Raw genomic sequence first — 23,810 nt, forward strand, 5'->3', positions numbered from 1 at the left:
TTTCACTCTTGCGGAACGTCCGGTTGTTCTTTATATTCTGTAGGTGAGATTCCGTAAAAGTCCCGGAATGTATTGGAGAAATGAGAGAGGTTGGAAAAACCTGTGGCATATGCGACTTCCGAGATACTCAAGTTTTTTTCACGCAGCAGATTGGCTGCCTGTTTCAGTCTGATGGAACGAATAAAGTCACGTGCAGACTGATTTGTCAATTCTTTTAATTTACGGTGCATATGTACGCGACTCATACCAACATTGGATGCTAACATCTCTACATTAAGGGCAGGATCAGCAAGATGATCGTTGATGGTTTTCATCACTTTATTTATCAGTATTTCATCGTTGGATTTCATTTCTATTTTTACAATTTTCTCTTCTACTTGTTTTTCACCGACGAGTTTGCTACGTAATCTTTCCCTGTTAGCTATCAGGTTGCTGATAGTCGTGCGTAGAAGTTCGGTATTGAAAGGTTTTATGACATACGCATCTGCTCCGATTTCCAATCCTTCAATCTGGTCTTCGGCTTTTGATTTGGCGGTTAATAATATAATAGGTATATGGTTTACGTTGATGTTTTGTTTCATTTTTCGGCAAAGGGTAATTCCGTCCATTTCCGGCATCATGACATCACTGATTACCAAATCCGGCTTCTCCTTTAAGATGTTTTCCAATCCTTCCTTACCATTCGTACACTCACTGATGCGGAAATCAGTATCCAGTTCGCTGCGTATGTAGCGACGTATTTCGTCATCATCTTCCACTATTAAGACACGATAGCGCGTTTTGGCTTTTGGTTTTCTATATTCGTTAGCTTTTGTTTCCTCTTCTTCTGTTTCATATAAAGAGTCTTTGGGAAGTTGAGAGATGGTCAGTTCGCTTCCGGTTTCTTCCGGATTCTCCAGTTCATCTGCTTTCAGGTGATTACTACCTAGTGGCAGACGGATGATGAAACGGGTTCCTTGTCCGTCCTCCCGGTTTTCTGCCTTAATGATACCATGGTGTAGCTCTACTAATGACCGCGAAAGATGTAATCCGATTCCTGTACCGAAATTCGACTGCGTCATATCGTTGTTAATCTGATAGAAACGCTCGAATATTTGTTCTATCTTGTCTTTATCGATACCAATTCCGTTATCGGTAATGTCAATTTCGAAGTAATCTTTTAAAGCACCCCGGTAAGTATCATTATGACCTGTTTTTAATAATACCTCGATATTCCCTCCTTCACGTGTATATTTGAAAGCGTTGGAAAGAACATTCATTAATACTTTGTCAAAGTTGTTTAAATCAATCCAGACTTTTAGAGAACGGGTATCTTTCAGTTTTTTCTCGAAAGTAAATGTGATATTCTTTTTTTGAGCTTGATAGTTGAAGGTCTGCATCAAATCATTGATAAATCCTACGATATCTGTTTCCCGGAATTTAAGATGCATCTGCCCTTTATCCAACTTTCGTATATCCATCAATTGGTTGATAAGGCGTAGAATACGTTGGGCATTCCGGTAAATCATGAGATAAACCGATTGTTTATCGGAATGTTCGGCCAGTAGCTTTTCTAATGGACTGATGATGAGAGTCATCGGAGTACGTATCTCGTGTGAGATATTAATGAAGAATTGTAATTTGGCTTCATTGATCTGTTCCATGTGTTTTTGTCGCATCACTTCTTGCCGGTGGCGGATGCGTGACAGGATGTACATAGTGAGGGCATAGATCAATAATACTCCAAGACATCCCCAGAACACTTTAGCCCACCAGGTTTGATACCAAGGTGGGGTGATGACGATAGTAACTGTGCGGATATTGGAAAAATTATTATGGTCACGTGCCTGTACGGAAAAGGTGTATTTCCCTGGTTTCAGGCTACTATAGGTCACCCGGTTTGTTCCCGGTTGTGTACTGATCCATTCGTCTCCTAATTCCTTTATTTTATATTGATAACTGATCCGTTCCGGATTGCTGAATTCTAATACGGAGAAATCAATGCTGAATGTATTTTCATTATATGCCAATGTAAATTGTTCTGTATCCATAACTGCAGCATCTGTGATAATATTATTACCGGATTTATCACCTTTCTTCACTGGGCGGTTACCAATGTAGAAGCCGGTAATCAATACATTCATTTCTTTTTTAATTTCAGTGATATCTTGGGGATGGAAGGCAGTCACTCCATTGGTACCTCCAAAGAATATTTTGCCGCGTTTATCTTTAAATACAGCGGTGCGGGTAAACTCATTACCTTGTAAACCGTCACCAGCATAGTAGTTAATAAACTTCTTTTCTTGAGGGTTCAGTTTAGAGATACCTTGGTGGGTACTGATCCAGATGTTCTTTTCCTCATCTTCGGCCAAACCACAAATAATATCACTGGGGAGACCGTCGGCAGTAGTGAAAAGCACAGGTACTAATTTGTCTTTATTCAGGCAGACCAGCCCTTCCGATGTTCCGGCCCAAATATCTCCGTTGGTACTTTCTAATAAACTGTAAACTACATATCCAGGGAGGAGATTGTTTTGCTTTTTATAATTGATAAAATTCTCCGTTTGAGGATTGAGTACTGCCAGTCCCTTGTAAGTACCTATCCATATCATTCCTTCTTTGTCTTCGAGCAAACAACTAATCCAATCGTTTGGAAGACGATTGATACTCCAGTCGTTGTTTTCATTGCGGGTAGACTCGTAATAGGTGACATGTTGCGTTGGCAGATTTATTTTGTACAATCCGGAACCATAGGTCCCTACCCACAGATTCTTATCTTTATCTTCAATGATGCAGGAAACCTTCGGTTTGCCTGCGCTAAGATTACCTTGTAAAAGTGAGGTGGCATCCTGACATACTCCGGTTTGCTTATTCATCCGGGCTAAGCCATCGAAGTAAGATCCGAGCCAAAGTTCCCGGTTAGAGTCTTCATAAAGACATAGAATTGTTCCGGGGACTGAATGGATGTTACCTGCCTGATGGGTGTAGTGACGCAATTGTTTTCCCTGCTCGTTTATAGCATACAACCCGTCATTATCTGTGCCTATCCAGATTGTCGCTTGTTCATCTGTATGAATGGCCATGACACAACTGGAGCCGATGGTATTGTTATGTATCGATTTATAGCCATAGTAATCGAACTTGTTTGAAATGCCGGGCACCAGTATCAAACCCTTCTGGAAGATACCCAACCATAAGTTATGATCTTTATCTTCGATTAATGAATGAACTTTGGATTTGGAAAAATCAAAGGGACCGGCATTAATTTCGCTGTCCACAATAGTATTTTGTTGAGGCTGGTATTCTTTTACTCCTTCACCATCCGTTCCTATAAATAGTTTTCCCCGGGTGTCAAGGATAAGAGTCCGGATATTCAGGTTCATACGGTTTTGATAGGGAACCGGTTCGAAATCTCCTTCCTGACGGGCCGATAATTTGAAAAGCCCTTTGGTTAGAGTTCCTACAAAGATTTGCCCGTGAGTGTCTTCACAAATGGCAGAAACATCATCACCTATTATATTATGAGGAGCTTTGTAACTTTTAAGCTCTTTACTTTCCGGTGAGTAACGGTAAAGTCCTTTTTCTTCAGTAGCAATCCATAAATTCTGCCGGGAATCTTCAAATATTACGTTGAGGTAGTTACTCCCCATTCGTTCTGTCAGTTCGGTTTCGATATGGAAAGAAGTGGGGTGACTGTCTTTCTTCAGTGATATGGCCCCTTGTCCGGAAGTCGCTATCCAAAGATCTCCGTTCCGCCGTTCAATAATGGAAGTTATATGTGGGTTCTTTCGTCCATCTTTTCGAGGGATAAATAATTCATGAAAACTATCAGTGGCACGGTCATATCGTTGTAGCCCATTAATGCAACCGATCCAAAAATTACCGCGGCTATCTTCGAATAATGTTCGTACATAGTTGTTTTTCAGGCTAGTGCTATCTATGGCATTATGTCGATAAATAGAGAAACGTGTTCCATCGAATTTATTGAGTCCGTTTTCAGTAGCTATCCAAATAAAACCTTTCCTGTCCTGATACACAGCATTAATTAAACTGTTGGAAAGTTCTTTGTCGGTTGAATAGAATCTGCCGGTTTGTGCTTTCATTACAGGAGTACCTCCTATCAGGAAGCAGTATATAGAAAAAAGGAGTAAGATTTGTGCCTTCATATTCATATAAGCAAGGGTTATTTCCGCTTTTTGCATAGACAAAGATAATATATTAAATTAAAAAGAGTATTAGCTTTGTTACTTTTCCTTTTACTGATGTTACGCATACCCCCTTCTAAAGAGCTTCTGGAAAGGGTATGTAACGAGTGTGCAATAGCCTGTAACGTACATGCAAATGCATGTAACCGCCTGTCAATTGCTTGAAACAAAATCTCCACCTTTGCTTGATATATTATCCATAAATTTGCATTAGTCAAAAAAAAGAATTGTTGGACACCTTAAAATAATAACTGCGTATGAAAACATGAATCTTTTTTCTATTCCTTATTATATAAGAGAGAGAAACCTAAAACTTGGATTAACCACTATCATTATTAATTTAAAAAATGATTTTATGGAAAGCACAAATCATTATTTCCGACCGTTAGGTCTTATTATTCTTTTCTGCCTCTTCCCTATATGGGGATTGGCACAGACTGTTGCCGTGACGGGAGTGGTCAAAGATGCATCGGGCGAACCGATTATCGGAGCTAGTGTAGTAGAAGCTGGTACTACCAATGGTATAGTTACCGATTTGGATGGTAACTTTAAGTTGAATATATCAGCTAAAGGTAGCCTGAAGATTTCTTTTATTGGTTATCAGACACAAACAATTCCTGTAGCTGGGAAAAAACAGTTTGATGTTATTTTAAAAGAGGATGCAAAAGCATTAGATGAAGTAGTTGTAGTTGGATACGGTCAGATGAAACGTAGTGACCTGACTGGTTCCGTAGTATCGGTCAATGATGAAGCCATTAAAAAGTCTGTAGTGACTTCCATTGACCAGGTACTACAAGGACGTGCTGCCGGTGTGCAGGTACAAGCCAATAGTGGTATGCCCGGAGGTAGTTCTTCTATACGTATTCGTGGTATCAATTCGTTGAATGCCTCCAATGAGCCTATCTTTGTCATTGATGGCGTTATCATTGATGGCTCTACAGGCTCGGGAAGTGATAATGCCCTGGCATCTATTAACCCTTCCGATATTGTTTCTATGGACGTTTTAAAGGATGCTTCTGCTACTGCTATCTATGGTGCGCGAGCTGCAAACGGTGTAATTATGATTACTACCAAGCGTGGGCAAAAAGGCGAGGCGCAAATAACATATGACGGGTATATAGGTTGGCAGGAAATGCCCAAAAAACTGGATATGCTGAATCTGCGTGAATATGCAGAACATAAGAATGTTCGTTCTGGCAAAGACTATTCAGGAAACGATTGGGGAATTGTAAACAAAGATAATAATTTTATTCGTCCGGATTTATTGGGTGATGGTACAGATTGGCAGGATGAAATGTTTTCTAAAGCCATGATGACCAGTCATAACCTTTCTGTTACCGGAGGAACCGATAAAAGTAACTATGCTTTAGGAGCAGGTTATCTCAATCAGGACGGTATTGCCATCGGTTCGGGTTTCAGACGTCTGAACTTACGGGGGAGTTTTGATGCACAAGTGAAAACGTATCTGAAAATGGGTATTAATTTCGCATTTAGTAATTCTCGTCAGAAGTTGACAGTGTCTGATGAGTCGTTGATTAGAACTGCTTTGTTACAGAGTCCGAGTGTTGCTGTTCGTAATGCAGAAGGCACATTCGACGGACCGGATACAGACGAGTGGGTACAGACCAATCCGGTAGGGCTTGCCATGATAAAGGATAACCGTAATGAGAAAATGGGTATCCGTGCAAATACCTACGCTGAAGCTACTATCATTGACGGACTGACATTTAAAACAGAATTGTCTTTTGATTATGGTGTGACTAATACGTATAAATTTGATCCTTCATATACTTTTGGCGCGATTGAAAATACAGATCGTCAGGGTACTTTCTCCAAGTCATATAATAAATTCTGGAGTTGGAGAAATATTGTAAATTATATGAAGACTTTTGGCGTACACAATGTGAATGCGATGATTGGTCAGGAAATGCAGGAAAGTAAATGGGAATATCTGATGGGAAGTCGTATGGGATATTTATCTAATGCAGCAACTGACTTGACATTAGGTGATGCTGCAACGGCTAAGAATAACGGTAATAGCGGAGAAAGTTCAATTTTGTCTTACTTCGGTCGTTTGTTCTATTCGTATGATGACAAATATCTGCTTACCTTTACTCTTCGTCGTGATGGTTCTTCCAAATTTTACAAAGATAATCGTTGGGGATGGTTTCCGTCAGCAGCGTTGGCATGGAAAGTCTCCAATGAATCTTTTTTGAAGGACAACAATATTATTAATAATCTAAAACTCCGTTTAGGATGGGGTGTTGTAGGTAATCAGAATGTGCCCAATAATGCTTACAAAGCTATTTATTCATCCGTAGCTACTGTTTGGGGAACTGGATTACTGGCTGGTAATACTCCTAATCCTGAATTGAAGTGGGAGTCAACTTATTCAAGTAATCTCGGACTTGATATTAATCTTTTCCAGAACAGAATAGAATTGATCGCTGATATTTATTACAAGAAGACTAATGACTTGTTGTTACAAGTGCCTCTGCCTGCTTATGTCGGAACTTCCGGTCAGGGATCCACTTCCGCGCCTTGGAAGAATGTAGGCTCTTTGGAAAATAAAGGAATTGAATTGACTTTAAATACTGTGAATATCGACAAAGGCGGATTCCAATGGAGGAGTAATGTAGTATTCTCAATGAATCGTAATAAAGTGAAATCACTGGATACAGCGACCAGTTTGATAGATAAAAGTAATCAGACTGGTGAAACGATAACAGTACTGACTCGTACATCAGTAGGAAACCCTATCGGGCAGTTTTATGGTTATAAAGTGATTGGGCGCTTTGAAAAGGCAACAGATTTTTATTATAAAGATGCTTCTGGAGCTGTCAAGCCGGTAGCGTTGCCCGAAGGTATGTCTATCTCTAAAAATAGTGTATGGATTGGTGATTATATCTTTGAAGATGTAAATAAAGACGGAGTTATCAATGAACAAGACCGTACTTATATAGGTAATCCTGAACCGGACTTTACTTTTGGCTTTGGAAATACTTTCTCTTATAAAGGTTTTGATTTGAGCATTAACCTGACAGGATCAGTAGGTAATGAAGTCGTAAACTGGGGACGTCGTGAACTGGAAAATCCACGTGGTAACAATAATATTCTGAAATCGGCTTTAGACTATGCACAGTTGGCTTTGATTGACCCGAATGGTCCGGATGATTACCGGAATATACAGATTGTGGGAGGCGACCCTTATGCTTGCCGTATGGCTATTGCTAAAGGCACGGATGATTCTAATTACCGTTTTAGCGACAGATTTGTAGAGGATGGTTCTTTCCTGCGTATTCAGTCTATTTCTTTCGGATATACATTTCCACGTAAATGGCTGGCACCGATTGGTATTCAGAATCTGAAACTTTATTGCAATCTGCAAAATGTATATACCTTCACGAAATATAAAGGTATGGATCCGGAAATCGGTTCTGCTAATCAGGATGCATTGCTGACAGGCTTCGATAACTATCGTTATCCTTCTCCGCGAATTTATACATTCGGTCTGAATTTAACTTTTTAATCATTTAAAGTGACTAAATATGAAAACAAGTAAATACATATACTCTTTCATGTTGGCTGTGGCTTTAGCGTTCACAGGATGCAGTGACTTCCTCGATTCTGAAGATAACTCCAATATTGCAGGAGACAACTTTTATCAAACGGAAGATGACTTCCGGGCAGCAACGGCACCTTTGTATAATAAAGTGTGGTTCGACTTTAACGATAAGTTCTATTATGGACTGGGTGACGGACGCGGATTCAATCTTTGTGCAACTACCTCTAATTATGTCTATCCTTTTGCCGACTTGACAGAAACCGGATTGACGGGACCATTGGTTTCAGCTTGGGGGGCATTATATAATGTTGTGCAGCAAACCAATAAGATTATTAATGGAATTAAAGGGAATTCATCCAATAGTGAAGAAGTGAAGAATCCATATATAGCTGAAGCACGATTTATGCGTGGAGTTGCTTATTCCTATTTGGCGATGTTATGGGGGAATGTTATTATTAATGAGAACACGGATGAACTGGTAGCCAATCCGATTGTGAATACCAGTCCGGTTAGTGATGTTTATGAGTTTGCAATACGTGATTTAGAGTTTGCCGCTAAATATTTGCCGGAAGTTTCTTCCGCTGCCGGACGTGTAAATAAATACAGTGCATTTGGAATATTATCACGTGTTTATCTGACGTATGCTGGCTACAGTAGTAACCCTAATAGTGCGACCCGTAACCAGAATTATTTGGATTTGGCAAAGAAAGCAGCTTTAAAGGTGATAGAAAATAGAAATTTTGAATTGATGACTGATTATGCCGATCTGTTTATGATTGACAATAATAACAATTCAGAAACATTGTTTGCCTTGCAATGGGTTAGTAACGGAACGTATGGAGAATGTAACACGATACAGGATTATTTCGCTTGCGAATCGGCTATCACTGGTAATGACCGTGCATGGGGTGGTTATGTTTTTGCACAACCAGACGTGATTTGGGAGTATGAAAAAGGGGATAAACGACGTCAGCCGACTTGGATGGCTTATGGCGACTACTATCCTGAAATACAAAAGGCAACCGGAGGATATACCTGTGAGAAGAAAGCATCGGGTACTGTTTCCGGAATCTATTGTAAGAAATACGTTTGTGGTTCCAGTAAAGATAATGCGAAGATCACTTCCGGTAGTACTCCTATCAATACTTATATGTTGCGCCTGGCAGAAGTATATCTGATTTATGCAGAGGCTGTATTAGGAAATAACCCTTCAACGGATGATGTTGATGCAATGGAGTATTTTAATAAGGTACGTAAACGTGCCGGGCTGGAACCTAAAAGTTCTATTTCTTATGAAGATATTCGTCGTGAACGTAGACTGGAACTCTGTCTGGAAGGACAATATTGGTACGATTTGGTGCGTAGAGCTTACTATAAACAGCAGGAAGTACTAAATTATATCACAGGACAGGATAGAGGTACTGCTATTCCTGTTATCTGGGACTCGGAGACACAAACGTTGAAGAGGGATGAAGATTCGGATGAGACCAAGCGTGCTATTGGAGATGTTGATTCCAGTATATTCCTCCTTCCATATCCGGAATCGGAGACGGTACAAAATCCTTTGCTGAAAGCAGATCCTGTTCCTTACGTATTTAAGGAAGACAGAATAACCGATTTGTTTAACTAAAAACGAGAATACGAATGAAAAGTTTGATATATAAAAACAGCATAAAGGCCTTTGGCTTATTGGTGAGTCTGCTCATCTGCTCTTGTTCATTTGTTTCGTGTGATGACGACGATGATAATAACGGAGGAAGTTCTGTAATGAGTATTACGGGAGTTTATTTGGAAGATGCAAAGTCTGATGTTCCTGACCGTTTGGTTGATTTTGCCCGTTTGGGGCAACTGATACGAATTGAAGGTGAAGGATTCAACGGATTGAAGAAGGTGTATATTAATGGATATAACTGCTATTTTAATCCGGTGTTTGTTTCGAATAAATCTTTTCTGGTTAGTGTAAACAGTAAAGTTCCTACAACAGAGGCAGACGAGAATGTACGTAATACGATTCGTCTGGTGAAAGATGGGGGTGAATATGTTTATGATTTCCAGATTCGTGCTGCTGCACCGTCTATAACAAAAATATCCAACTGTATGCCGAATGTGGGTGAGCCTGTTATTGTCTATGGAACTGGATTGACGGAAATAGCAAAAGTTGTCTTTCCCGGAGGTGTGGTGGTAACAGATGATATAATCTCTGATCCTGACGGTGAATATTTTATGGTAGACATGCCTGCCGGAGTTTCTGATGAAGGAGGTGCTATTTTCGTGGAAGGTTCTAATGGTGGTGCTTATTCTCCTGCTTATTTCAATTATAAGAAAGGCTTGTTGTTGAACTTTGATGGAGTGGGTGCGCAAGGAGCATGGGGCGATGCTGAAAGTATGATTCAAACAACTGAATTAGAATCAGCTTCGATTGGCGAAGGAAATGTGTCGCAAGGTGCTTATTGCCGCTTACCGTTGGAAAGACAGTTGCCGATAGCTGCGGCGAAAAATCGTTGTGCTGAAGTTTGGACAGCCGGTAATGGCACTGATCCTGACTGGCTGACGCTAGGTGTTCCTGCTGAAACTCCTGTTGCCGAATGTGCTATTCAGTTTGAAATTTATGTGCCTGAACCTTGGTCTGAATCCGGATTCTTAAAGATATGTGGTCAGAACGGATTCAATGGCGGAGAATGGGAGAGAGATTGTTACAATTATGTTCCATGGATTGTAGATGGAAAAATCGTTCCATTCCAGACAACCGGTTGGCAGACTGTAACTGTTCCGTTCAGTGAATTCTATAAATCGAAAGCATCTAGTGGAGCTTGGGTTACTTTTGCCGATGTGGCTGCTACTCGTGCGTCTGCTTCTTATGCTAACTTCGGTTTCTATTTTGAAAATTCAGATATCACACTGGATAAGATTACGGGTGCAAGCTCGGATAAAGAAACAGAATTTCTGTCCAAAGCTACTTCTGTGAAAATTTATATTGATAACTGGCGTGTCGTGCCTTTGACGAAGCCGGACTATACAGATTTCCCAGATAACGGAGAAGACGCAGAATAATAATGACTTTAAATTGAAACGATTATGAAATACAGAAATATGCTTCCGTTTGTTGCTTTGTCAGTTCTCATATTGACATCGTGCGACGATAATAAAATGGAGTGGTATAAAGACCCGGCACATGGAGCGATTACTTCTTCCGAACTACCTTTGCAGTTGGCTGAAAAAATTTCTCGCTACAAACCATTGAAAGAATACTTATCCGATCCCAACTTTAAGTTGGGTATTGGAGTAGGGATGGATGAATATCTTGGTGACGAGACAACGACCAATATCGTAAATGAAAACTTTAATGACTTGACGATTGGCTATGCTATGAAACATGGACCTATGGTCGATTCTAAAGGCAATTTGAAGTTTGATAAGGTCGACCAGTTGTTTACCAAGACGGCAGAAGCCGGTATCAGCATTTATGGTCACTGTCTGGTTTGGCATTCTAACCAGAATGCGAATTATCTGAATAGCTTGATAGCGCCGGAGGTTATTCCGGGACCGGCTGGAAGTAATTTATTAGACTTATCCGGCATCGAAGATGGCACTTTTGATGGTTGGAATCGTAAGAATGGAAGTGATGCCATGTCTGTTGTGGAAGGAGAAGGATTGACGCCAACTTCCAAAGCGCTGAAGTTTGCGGTAGGATCATCTGTAACAGCATCTCATTCTGTACAATTATATACTCCAGACATATCTGCAGTAAGCGGACATAATTATGAAATTTCATTTTTTGTCCGTTCGGATGAATCAGGGAAAGCTAGGTTGACCTTTAGTGGATTGGAGAATAACTATCCATATAAAGACTGGTATGCCACAGGTGGTAATTGGACGGAAGCTTTTGAAACGACATCTCAATGGCAACAGGTTAAAATTACTGTGAATGATTTTACGAGTACTACATTTCAATTTGCATTTGAATTTGGCTATTTACCAAATGTGACTTATTATGTAGACAATATTGTAGTGACAGATAAAGATGCGGAGCCTACGGTTGTAAATCTCATTAGTAATGGTGACTTTGAAAGTAAGACCATTAGTCCATGGGGAGCCTGGAGTAGTGGAAAGGCTGTTATTTCGGAAGAAGGTGAAGGGTATGGAAGTTCATACTCGATGAAACTGACTAGCTCTGTTGATGGGGGAGCTGGCAATGCATATAAGGCACAGGCCGGATATGGTCTTGATACTCCTTTGGAAGTGGGCAAGACTTATGAATTCTCTGCGATGATTAAAGCAAGTGTTTCAACAGTTTTCCAGATTCAAATTCAGAATTCAACCAGTTATGCAGGTGAATGTTATGTAGATGGAAGTGTGAGTGCGACTTGGACAGAGTTTAAGAAAGAATTTACAGTGTCTAAAGAGGATATGAATCGTCTATGCATCAATTTCGGAGTTAGTGCAGGTGATTATTATTTTGATAATATTGTATTATCGGAAAAAGTGATGGAGACACGTTCTATTACCCGCGCTTCCGGTCCTACTATTATCGAAAAGACCGATGAACAAAAAGCTGAAATCATTAGAGATGCGATGGAAGACTGGATTTCTAAGATGGTCACTCATTGCAAATCCCACGTTCATGCATGGGATGTAGTTAATGAACCGATGGATGACGGAAAAACATCAGATATTAAGAGTGGTAAAGACAAAACTGATTTGGCATCTGATGAATTCTATTGGCAGGATTACTTCTTAACTCCGAAAGATTATGCGGTAGAAGCCTTTAAACTTGCGCGTCAGTATGGAAACCCGGATGACAAACTATTCATTAATGATTATAATCTGGAGTATAACCTCAATAAATGCGATGGTCTGATTAAATATGTAGAATACATTGAAAGCAAAGGGGCCAAAGTAGATGGTATTGGTACACAAATGCATATTGCTATTGATTCCAATAAAGACAATATCGCTCAAATGTTCCAGAAACTGGGTGCTACCGGTAAGCTGATAAAAGTATCCGAGTTGGATATCAAGGTTAATACATCGTCGCCCACTACTGAAAATCTGGCACAGCAGGCAGAAATGTATCAGTATGTAATTGATATGTATAAAAAGTATATTCCAGTGGATAAGCAATATGGTATCACCATTTGGGGAGTATCAGATAATGAAAAAGAACATGTGAATTGGATACCGAATGATGCTCCTAACCTTTGGGATGCAAACTATGCCCGCAAGCATGCTTACAAAGGAGTAGCCGACGGTTTGGCTGGCAAAGACGTCAGCGAGGACTTTACCGGAGATTTGCAATAAATGATTTTATAACATAAAAGAGGGAGAAAGTAAGGATTACAGTAGCTGGTATCATCTTAAAATAGATAGAATGAATAACAATAACTACTGTGATCCGCTCTTTCTAAATCCTTCATTTTCCTCCTATTCATCGGCAATCTCAATTTGGGTGTAACATTACGACAAGTATTTGTAACATACGTAAACGATGATGTAACAAGCGACTAATGATTTGAATCAAAAATTCTGGGTAAGCGGAGAGAAACTTCCTAAGTTTGCAAAGTGGAATTCAGGACGGATTGTTTCTCTTTCCGGATTACTATGAAATAAAGACATAAAAGAATGGATAATGAATAAGTATTGGTTTTATAAGGTTGGGTTAGTAGTTGTGTTCCTTTGCTTCGCTGTGTTGGGCGAAGCAAAGGTTAAACTTTCCGCTTTTGTTTCCGACGGAATGGTGCTTCAACGTGGGGAGCCTGTCAATATTTGGGGGACGGCTGATCCTGATGAAACTGTTGGTATCACTTTCCAAAAAGAGAAATATAAGACCGTTGCTGATGCACGAGGCAACTGGAAAGTAACCTTACCTGCATTGAAAGCTGGTGGACCTTACACGATGATTATTAATGATATAGAATTGAAGGATATTCTTGTGGGGGACGTTTGGGTATGTTCCGGTCAGTCGAATATGGAATTACCCGTTTCACGGGTTACAGACCGTTTTCGGGATGAAATATCTACAGACAGTAATTATCCGATGGTACGTTATATAAAAACTCCTCTATTGTATAACTTTCATGCTCCGCAGACAGATATTCCGGGAATCTCCTGGAAGGCTATGACTCCTGAAAATGTAATGTCATTTTCTGCTTTGGTTTATTTCTTTGCTAAAGATTACTTTCAGAAAACAAAAATTCCGGTAGGAATCATAAACTCTAGTGTCGGAGGTTCACCGGTAGAAGCGTGGATCAGTGAGGAAGGTTTGAAGCCTTTTCCTTATTATCTGAACGAAAAACGTATCTACGAATCAGATGACTTGGTAGAGTCAATGAAAAAAGAAGAGAGCAAGAAAAGCCGTGCCTGGAATGTAACACTGTATCAGGGAGATAAAGGAATGCATGAAGCCACCCCTTGGTATGCTGCCGACTATGATGACAGTGATTGGACACCGACTGACTTGTTTGCTTCCGGCTGGGCTACTAACGGATTGAATACAATCAATGGTTCCCACTGGTTCCGAAAAGATTTTCAAGTGTCCGGGCAACAAGCGGGAGAAAAGGCAACTCTCCGTCTGGGATGTATTGTAGATGCAGACTCCGTCTATGTGAACGGTACGTTTGTGGGAACAGTTTCTTATCAATATCCACCACGTATTTATACCATTCCCGCCGGATTGTTGAAAGCTGGAAAAAATACGATAACCATACGCCTTTTCAGCTATGGCGGCTTCCCTCACTTTGTAAAGGAGAAGCCTTATAAGATACTTTTCGGAAAAGGTCAGCCGGAAAAAGGAGAATCGGAGATTAGTCTCGAAGGTAACTGGAGATATCGTCTTGGTGCTCCCATGCCTGCTGCTCCGGGACAGACAGCTTTTCATTATAAACCCGTGGGACTTTATAACGCCATGATTGCTCCTTTATTGAATTATACGGTATCCGGTGTTATCTGGTATCAGGGTGAATCGAATGTGTCTCGCAGAAATGAATATAAAGACTTGTTGACGGCGATGATTGCAGATTGGAGACAGCGTTGGAATCGACCTGATATGCCTTTCTATGTGATTGAACTGGCGGATTTCCTCTCACCTGAAGATAAAGGAGGACGTGCTGCCTGGGCGGAATTCCGGAAAGTGCAGGCAGAAGTAGCCAATACAAATAAAAATGTCACTCTAATTAAAAACGGTGATTTAGGAGAATGGAATGATATTCATCCATTGGATAAAAAGACGTTGGGACAACGCGTTTCCCAGGCAGTCTTTCAACAAAGAGTCAAATAAATTAAAAAAGATAGTAGTACCATGAAAACACAGACTCAAAAAGTGTCGATGGCCGAGAAAATCGGTTATAGCTTGGGTGATGGTTCGGCGAACCTGATTTTCCAGATGATGATGATGTTCCAACTCTTCTTCTATACAGATGTTTTTGGAATCAAAGCAACAGCAGCAGGTATGATATTGTTGGTCGCACGTATTTTCGATGCATTTGTCGACCCGGTGGTAGGTATCTTGTCCGACAGGACCAACACCCGCTGGGGTAAATATCGCCCCTGGTTGTTGTGGACAGCTATTCCTTTTGCCGTATTCTTCATTCTGGCATTTACGACACCCGATTTGAGTGAGCGTGGGAAGATTATTTATGCAGGTATCACTTATACCTTATTAATGTCTATTTACTCCTTCAATAATACTCCGTATGCTTCTTTGGGCGGTGTGATGACAAGTGACATAAAGGAGCGCACCAGTATTTCGTCCGTCCGTTTTGTGACTGCTACAATCGCCACTTTTATAGTGCAGGGACTTACTTTGCCGTTAGTCTCCAAGTTCGGGCAAGGCGATGACCAACGTGGATGGTTCCTGACGATTACCCTGTTTGCCATCATCGGAGTTGTTCTTTTAGTAATCACATTTTTTTCCGCCAAAGAGCGTATCACGCCTCCCGTGGGGCAGAAAACTTCCGTGAAACAAGATTTCAAAGATATCGTAAGCAGCCGTCCATGGAAAGCGATGTTTATCCTAACCCTCTTTTTGTTTACGACATTGGCTATGTGGGGAAGCAGTATGTCTTACTACTTTAATTACTTCGTAGATAAAACAGCCCTTTTTGATTTCTTGCAGAACTTCGGATTAGTACGGGTAGAAGGAGAAACTTATGGAATGTGGCACACCTTTCTTGATGCTTTCGGACTGATTGCGCAACCCGATCATAGTAATGTGTTTGCTGTAGGTTTCAGTTTGTTCAATATGATTGGTCAGGTTATCACTTTGGCGGGTGTAATATTGCTTTCCGGATTTCTTTCCAATATCTTTGGCAAGCGAAATGTATTTCTGATCTGCCTGACATTGACAGCTCTTTTTACAGCCCTGTTTTTTGTGGTAGATTCGACAAACATCAGTACGATTTTTATTATTAACTGTTTGAAGAGTTTGGCATACGCACCTACTATTCCATTGCTTTGGGCAATGATGGGAGATGTTGCCGATCATTCCGAATGGGTGAACCATCGTCGTGCGACAGGATTTGTATTTGCAGGTGTAGTCTTTGCCCTGAAAGCCGGACTGGGTATAGGGGGAGCTATTTGCGGTGCAATTGTCGATTCGTTCGGTTTTGTTTCTAATACAGTGCAGACGGAAAGCGCTATTTTCGGCATTCGTTTGACATCTAGCGTGATTCCTGCCATCACTTTCTTTGTAGGAGTAATTGCTTTGTTTTTTTATCCTATTTCTAAGAAGTTGAATGAGCATATTCAGGACGATTTGGCAAAACGCCGTCTGGAAAACAATTGATTAATAACTATAACTAATAGATAGACTATATGAAGACTTCGACAAGAACAACCGCAGTTTTTTTGTTGGCTGTTGTGGCCCTGATAACTAGTACTTCGGTAGCTTTTGCACAAGAAAAAAAGACTTTGAAAGAAGCTTTGAAGGGTAAGTTCCTGATAGGAACAGCGGTGAATACACGACAAGCGTCCGGTCAGGATAAAGCAGGAGTGCGCGTAATTCAGGAACAATTTAATGCTATTGTAGCGGAGAATTGTATGAAGAGTCAGGAGATGCACCCGGAGGAAAATCGTTATAACTTTACGCAAGCGGATGAATTTGTTGCTTTTGGGGAGAAGAACGGGATGGTCATCACGGGACATACTTTGATATGGCATTCACAACTTTCTCCTTGGTTCTGTGTGGATGGGGAAGGAAAGAATGTTTCTCCGGAAGTTTTGAAGAAACGGATGAAAGATCATATCACTACTATTGTGAAACGATATAAAGGCCGTATCATAGGCTGGGATGTAGTGAATGAGGCGATAGAAGATGACGGGTCTTATCGCAAAAGCAAGTTTTATGAGATTTTGGGAGAAGAGTATATTCCGTTGGCTTTCCAATATGCACATGAGGCTGATCCGAACGCAGAACTTTACTACAACGACTTTTCTATGGCTAATCCCGGAAAGAGGGCAGGAGTCGTAAAACTGGTGAAAGCATTGAAAAAGCGTGGCATCCGTATTGATGCGGTAGGTATGCAGGGACACATCGGTATGGACTATCCGCAGGTCGGCGAGTTTGAAAAGAGTATGCTTGCATTTGCAGAGGCAGGGGTGAAAGTGATGGTTACAGAACTCGATCTGACGGTATTGCCCACACCGAAGCAAAACATAGGTGCAGAAGTTTCCGCTTCGTTCGAATATAAAAAGGATATGAATCCTTATCCCAATGGATTACCGGAGGATGTATCGAAAGCATGGACCGAACGGATGAATGATTTCTTCCGCCTGTTTTTGAAACATCAGGATATCATCACACGAGTTACCCTTTGGGGGGTAACCGATCTGGATACTTGGCGTAATGACTGGCCGATGAGAGGGCGTACGGATTATCCGCTACTTTTCGACCGCAGTTATCAGCCGAAACCCGTAGTCAGTTTGATTATCAATGAGGCAATGCAGAAATGATAATTTAACGAAATGGACTCAAATTTGCATGACCTCTGCATAGGGTTATACACGATCTCTGCATAGAGCTGTACACGACCTCTGTATAGAGCTGTACACGACCTCTGCAAATTTGAACTCATTAAATACCCATTTATAAAGCTAATTTAGAACTATAACTTTGTAAAAAGAATAAAACCATGAAAACAGAAAAAAGATATTTAGTGCCCGGCGACTATATGGCCGATCCTGCCGTACACGTATTTGATGGTAAGCTTTACATTTATCCTTCTCATGACTGGGAAAGCGGTATTTCCGAAAATGACAACGGAGATCATTTCAATATGAAAGATTACCATGTGTATTCTATGGATGATGTAATGAATGGAGAGATTACTGACCACGGGGTTGTACTTTCTACGGAAGATATTCCTTGGGCAGGCCGTCAGCTTTGGGACTGTGATGTTGCTTTTAAAGACGGTAAATATTATATGTATTTTCCATTGAAAGACCAAAACGACATATTCCGTATCGGAGTAGCTGTGAGCGATAAACCATACGGACCTTTTATTCCGGAAGCAAACCCGATGAAAGGAAGTTACAGCATCGATCCGGCTGTCTGGAATGATGGGGATGGTAATTATTATATGTATTTCGGCGGACTGTGGGGGGGACAGCTTCAACGTTACCGGAATAATAAAGCATTAGAATCAGCCATTTTACCCGAAGGAAAGGAGGAAGCCTTACCATCCCGTGTTGTTCGTTTGAGTGATGACATGATGGAGTTTGCGGAAGAACCGCGTCCGTTAGTCATTCTGGATGAAAACGGTAAACCTCTGACAGCAGGAGATACAGAACGTCGTTTCTTCGAAGCTTCCTGGGTACATAAATATAATGGGAAATATTATTTCTCTTATTCTACAGGCGATACCCATCTACTTTGTTATGCGATAGGTGACAATCCTTATGGACCATTTACTTATCAGGGAGTTATCCTGACTCCGGTAGTGGGATGGACTACTCATCATGCTATTGTTGAGTTCAAAGGTAAATGGTATCTGTTCCATCACGATTGCGTACCTTCCGAAGGGAAAACCTGGCTTCGTAGCCTGAAAGTCTGTGAACTGCAATACGATGCTGATGGAAAAATCATCACGATTGAAGGACTGGATGAATAGTCATTAACTGATAATTTGATTCATTTACTTATGAGGATTATATCTATATTGATATTAGTTTTTTTATTCTGTTTTCCTTCTGTTTATGCAGAAGATGGGAGCGCTTTGTGGCTTCGTTATCCAACGGGAGCAAAAGCAATAATAATGAATAAGAAACAATCTCCTACATTAAATATCGCCGTTTCCGAATTACAGAACTTTTGGCAGGGAGGAATCCCCATAACGTTGGAAATACAGAAAAATAAGGAACTGCGTGCATTAGGAAATGACGGATACATCATCCGCGCTTCTAAAGACGGCAACCATCTGACAATTACCTCTTCCGGTGAGCAAGGAATACTTTACGGAACTTATCATCTGCTTCGTCTGCAAGCTACCGGACAATTATCCGAATCAACATTGAAGTCTTTAAATGTCTCCGAGAAACCGGATTACCGAATTCGTATCTTGAATCATTGGGATAATCTGGACGGTACAATCGAACGTGGTTACGCCGGACATTCGCTTTGGAAATGGGACGAACTTCCTTCTGTTGTTTCTCACCGCTATGAAGCCTACGCACGTGCCAATGCTTCCATCGGTATCAATGCTACTGTGATAAACAACGTCAATGCAAGTCCTAAGATATTATCTGATGATTATTTGCGGAAAGTCAAGGTTCTGGCAGACATCTTCCGTCCTTATGGCTTGAAAATATATCTTTCAATCAACTTCTCTTCTCCGGCTGCTTTAGGTGGTTTATCCACCTCCGATCCGTTAGATAAAGAGGTGATTGCCTGGTGGAAGAAGAAAGCCAAAGATATCTATTCGCTGATACCCGATTTCGGAGGCTTTTTGGTGAAAGCAAACTCCGAAGGACAACCCGGACCGTGTGACTACGGGCGTACTCATGCCGAAGGAGCTAATATGCTTGCCGATGTATTGAAACCTTATCACGGCATCGTGATGTGGCGCGCTTTCGTTTACTCGCCTACCGACAGCGACCGTGCCAAACAAGCTTATCTTGAATTTGAACCTTTGGACGGAAAATTCCGGGATAACGTCATTGTGCAGATAAAGAACGGCCCGATTGATTTCCAACCTCGCGAACCATTCAGTCCGTTGTTCGGAGCGATGAAGAAAACAGCGGTTATGCCCGAATTCCAGATAACACAGGAATATCTCGGCTTTTCTAACCATCTTGCTTTTCTTGCTCCTATGTGGAAAGAGTGTCTGGATAGCGATACATACATGCAGGGTGAAGGTTCTACTATTGCCCGTGTGACGGACGGCTCTTTGTTCCCTCATTCATTGACTGCTATTGCCGGTGTCACCAATATCGGTGATGACACTAATTGGTGCGGACATCCTTTTGCCCAAGCCAACTGGTATGCTTTCGGCCGTCTGGCGTGGAAACATTCACTTTCTTCCGAACAAATCGGTGAAGAGTGGTTGAGGCAGACTTTTCTTCCGGTCGTTGATACACAGTCCAATCTTTTAACAGGAAAAGTTGCGCAAAAAGAGAAAGAACAACTATTCTCTCAACTCTCTCTACTCAATTCCCAAGTTCTTCAGAAGTCAAGAGAAGCAGTGGTAAACTACATGATGCCGCTTGGCTTGCATCATATTTTTGCTTGGGGACATCATTACGGACCGGAACCCTGGTGCGATATTCCCAATGCCCGTCCCGATTGGATGCCTTCCTATTATCACCGTGCTGACAGTTTAGGAATCGGTTTCGACCGTAGCAGTACGGGAAGTAATGCTACCGGACAATATCATTCCCCACTGTGTGAGCGACTGGACAATGTGGATACTTGCCCGGAAAATATGCTTCTTTGGTTTCACCATGTTTCTTGGAACCATCAGATGAAGAATGGACGTACGCTTTGGACAGAAATGTGTTATGCGTATGACCGTGGCGTAAAAGAAGTGAGAAACTTTCAGAAAGTGTGGGATAGTATGCAGCCGTATATTGATTCCGAACGTTTTCAGGAAGTGCAACATCGCTTGAAGATTCAGGCACGTGATGCAGTCTGGTGGCGGGATGCCTGTTTGCTTTACTTCGGGCAATTCAGTAAGCAACCGATACCTTACGAACTAGAACGTCCGGTACACGAGTTGAAAGACATGATGGAATATCAACTTGATATGACCAATTTTGAATGTCCTCCTTATGGATTTACTAAATAAAGGAAGCTTTGTTTTTCTATGAACTAAAGCTATCCAATCAATAGAAATGATAAGAATATGTTTGCATATAGACGTCTTTTATGATAAAATTGTTACCTTTGCGGGCAATAACGAAACAGAATAAAAGAATATGAGTCAAAATACATTCTGCATGGCGGGGGGCGTAGCACGCAACCCGCTTGTGCGTTTAGCCAAACCTGTCACGGCAACTATCGGAGCGAACGAACACATAGCCATTGTAGGTCCCAATGGTGGTGGAAAAAGTCTTTTTGTAGACACCCTCATCGGAAAATATCCATTGCGTGAAGGAACTGTGCAATATGATTTTTCCCCTTCTGCCACCCAAACTCTTTATGATAATGTGAAATACATTGCCTTTCGCGATACTTACGGAGCAGCTGATGCCAATTACTACTATCAGCAACGTTGGAACGCTCATGATCAGGATGAGGCTCCCGATGTTCGTGAAATGCTGGGAGAAATCAAAGACGAACATCTGCAACATGAACTGTTTGAACTCTTCCGTATCGAACCGTTACTTGATAAGAAAATCATTCTTCTTTCCAGTGGTGAATTACGCAAATTCCAACTTACCAAAACTTTATTAACAGCTCCCCGTGTCTTAATAATGGATAATCCGTTCATCGGACTGGATGCTCCTACACGCGAATTGTTATTCTCTTTACTTGAACGCCTGACGAAAATGTCGTCCGTGCAGATTATTCTGGTACTTTCCATGTTGGATGATATACCTTCATTTATCACTCATGTCATTCCTGTGGATAAGATGGAAGTCTTTCCTAAAATGGAGCATGAAGCCTATTTGGACGCTTTTCGCAGTAGAGATGTGACTGCCTCTTTCGATGACTTGCAGCAGCGGATTATAAACTTGCCTTATAATGGCAATAATTACGACTCGGATGAAGTAGTAAAACTGAATAAAGTCAGCATCCGTTATGGTGACCGAACCATTCTGAAAGAACTGGACTGGACCGTGTCTCGTGGTGAAAAATGGGCATTGAGTGGCGAGAACGGTGCAGGAAAATCAACATTGTTGAGCCTTGTCTGTGCGGATAATCCGCAATCGTATGCTTGCGACATCAGTCTTTTCGGACGTAAGCGAGGAACAGGAGAAAGTATTTGGGAAATCAAGAAACACATCGGTTATGTAAGTCCGGAGATGCATCGTGCTTATCTCAAAAACTTGCCGGCTATTGAAATCGTAGCCAGCGGTCTGCATGACAGTATCGGTCTGTACAAACGTCCTCAACCGGAGCAAATGGCTATCTGTGAATGGTGGATGGATATATTCGGCATTGCAGACTTGAAAGATAAACCTTTCCTGCAACTTTCCAGCGGAGAGCAGCGTTTGGCTTTGCTGGCAAGAGCTTTCGTCAAAGACCCCGAACTGCTCATTCTGGATGAGCCGCTTCATGGATTGGATACCTATAATCGTCGCCGGGTAAAGAAAGTTATCGAAGCTTTCTGCCAGCGTAGGGATAAAACGATGATTATGGTGACGCATTATGAATCGGAACTTCCGAACACTATAACAGACCGTATTTTCTTAAAGAGAAATCGATAACTATTTTGGGGTTGATTATATGTAGTGGGCATCTCGCTTCTAATGAAGCGGATGTGTAAACCAAAAACAAGAGCCTTTTCCTGGTTCCGATTCCACTCCGATCTTACCTCCCAATTGTGTGATAATGCTTTCGCAGATAGGAAGTCCCAGTCTAGTGCCGGTTTGTGAAACTGTTCAGTTTCACAAACCGGGTGAAGATAGCTTCTTGTTTTTCCGGAGCGATGCCTATTTCTGTATCCTTGACGGAGAATCGTACTTCATTCCCATTAATCCGGTAATCAATGTCAAAAGAATCGAATATTATCGGCAGGGAATATCTTACCTTTGATGGGATCAATATGACTTTTAATGAGGATTCCGATTGTAAAGAATTAAGTGATAATAATCTGTATGCAAACTGTTATCAATACATCTTACACTCTAACATTGTGATTTCATTGGTAAATCATAGTACACGTCTCCAAGTTTCTTTTAAGTGATAACAAGACATGTGGCTTTACGTCAAGTGACCGTTCTATTCTTGGTATTGGTTCTTTGGTGCAGGATCGTACATTTATGGATACCATAAAGACCTATCCTATTAATGTGGAAGTAGTAACTTTGCGTACTTATAACATAACTTCCGGTAAACTGCCGGCTGCGGCAACAGGATCAGTGACTGTGAAACTGAACACTAGTATGGTGATGTTGCCTAAGGAACCGATGCGGCCGCGACTGGCAGATGAAAGGATTGGCTTTTTTCAGAATCCGGTGATAGAATTCTCTGATGAACAGCAAGTCACATCGCGTGGAGTTATCATTCAGCGTTACCGATTGGAACCGAAAGGCCCGGAACGTTATCGTCGGGAACAACTCACCGAACCGAAACGCTCCATTGTATACTATATAGACCCGGCGATACCCAAGAAATGGATCCCTTATCTTAAAGCTGGTGTGAACGACTGGAATGTTGCTTTTGAAGCAGCAGGATTTAAAAATGCCATTATTGCCAAAGAGTGGCCGGACGATCCCACAATGAGCTTAGATGATGGCACGTTATAGCGTATTGCGTTATCTGCCTTCGGAAACAGAGAATGCCTACGGGTTGCGTATTGTAGATCCGCATACCTTCTTTGCAGAAAGAATCATTATTTCTGGGTATTGATAACTATTTGTTTTCTAGTGAACTTTGTGAAGAAACAATCTGTTGTATATATAAAAAG

At 41.3% G+C, this 23,810-nt stretch carries 11 protein-coding genes and 2 pseudogenes; 11 read left to right on the forward strand and 2 right to left on the reverse strand.

The features are described 5' to 3' along the window. Positions 1–2: 2 nt before the first annotated feature. Positions 3–4,151: a two-component regulator propeller domain-containing protein gene (locus I2I04_RS13555; protein WP_195655245.1), complete on the reverse strand. Its 4,149-nt coding sequence runs from the start codon at positions 4,149–4,151 to the stop codon at positions 3–5. A gap of 388 nt (positions 4,152–4,539) precedes the next feature. On the opposite strand from I2I04_RS13555, the gene I2I04_RS13560 reads away from it, so the two are divergent. The 10 genes from I2I04_RS13560 to I2I04_RS13605 all read left to right on the forward strand — a co-directional run bounded on the left by I2I04_RS13560 (position 4,540) and on the right by I2I04_RS13605 (position 22,608). Next, entirely contained in the window at positions 4,540–7,713 is a 3,174-nt protein-coding gene (locus I2I04_RS13560; RefSeq protein WP_143259429.1) for a SusC/RagA family TonB-linked outer membrane protein, read from the forward strand. Positions 7,714–7,732: 19 nt separating this feature from the next. After that, on the forward strand, positions 7,733–9,379 hold the full coding sequence (locus tag I2I04_RS13565; protein ID WP_195470913.1) for a RagB/SusD family nutrient uptake outer membrane protein: 1,647 nt from the start codon (positions 7,733–7,735) through the stop codon (positions 9,377–9,379). A 14-nt stretch (positions 9,380–9,393) separates the two neighbouring features. Beyond that, positions 9,394–10,800 (forward strand): glycan-binding surface protein, encoded by a 1,407-nt coding sequence (locus I2I04_RS13570; protein WP_195655246.1) that lies wholly within the window; start codon positions 9,394–9,396, stop codon positions 10,798–10,800. A 24-nt stretch (positions 10,801–10,824) separates the two neighbouring features. Further along, positions 10,825–13,047 (forward strand): endo-1,4-beta-xylanase, encoded by a 2,223-nt coding sequence (locus I2I04_RS13575; protein ID WP_195655247.1) that lies wholly within the window; start codon positions 10,825–10,827, stop codon positions 13,045–13,047. Between the two features lie 328 nt (positions 13,048–13,375). Continuing rightward, complete coding sequence (locus I2I04_RS13580) at positions 13,376–15,022, forward strand: sialate O-acetylesterase (protein ID WP_195655248.1); 1,647 nt, start codon at positions 13,376–13,378, stop codon at positions 15,020–15,022. A gap of 21 nt (positions 15,023–15,043) precedes the next feature. Beyond that, positions 15,044–16,528 (forward strand): MFS transporter, encoded by a 1,485-nt coding sequence (locus I2I04_RS13585; RefSeq protein WP_143259434.1) that lies wholly within the window; start codon positions 15,044–15,046, stop codon positions 16,526–16,528. A gap of 29 nt (positions 16,529–16,557) precedes the next feature. After that, the gene (locus I2I04_RS13590; protein ID WP_195470916.1) at positions 16,558–17,694 is read left to right on the forward strand and encodes an endo-1,4-beta-xylanase; all 1,137 of its coding nucleotides are present in this window, start codon (positions 16,558–16,560) and stop codon (positions 17,692–17,694) included. A 179-nt stretch (positions 17,695–17,873) separates the two neighbouring features. Further along, positions 17,874–18,851 carry a glycoside hydrolase family 43 protein gene (locus tag I2I04_RS13595; protein WP_195655249.1) on the forward strand — a complete coding sequence of 326 codons (978 nt, stop codon included), beginning with the start codon at positions 17,874–17,876 and terminating at the stop codon, positions 18,849–18,851. Positions 18,852–18,881: 30 nt separating this feature from the next. Continuing rightward, positions 18,882–21,023: an alpha-glucuronidase family glycosyl hydrolase gene (locus I2I04_RS13600; protein WP_195655250.1), complete on the forward strand. Its 2,142-nt coding sequence runs from the start codon at positions 18,882–18,884 to the stop codon at positions 21,021–21,023. A 130-nt stretch (positions 21,024–21,153) separates the two neighbouring features. After that, positions 21,154–22,608: an ATP-binding cassette domain-containing protein gene (locus I2I04_RS13605; RefSeq protein WP_195655251.1), complete on the forward strand. Its 1,455-nt coding sequence runs from the start codon at positions 21,154–21,156 to the stop codon at positions 22,606–22,608. Between the two features lie 39 nt (positions 22,609–22,647). On the opposite strand, the pseudogene I2I04_RS13610 reads toward I2I04_RS13605, so the two are convergent. Beyond that, positions 22,648–22,900, reverse strand: a pseudogene (locus I2I04_RS13610) (ATP-binding protein); the annotation flags it as partial. A gap of 155 nt (positions 22,901–23,055) precedes the next feature. Here I2I04_RS13610 and I2I04_RS13615 point away from each other — a divergent pair. Further along, positions 23,056–23,716: pseudogene (locus tag I2I04_RS13615) on the forward strand (DUF5117 domain-containing protein); the annotation flags it as partial. Positions 23,717–23,810 lie beyond the last annotated feature (94 nt).

This window comes from Bacteroides sp. 1001136B_160425_E2 (assembly GCF_015559655.1).
GTDB lineage: Bacteria > Bacteroidota > Bacteroidia > Bacteroidales > Bacteroidaceae > Bacteroides > Bacteroides luhongzhouii.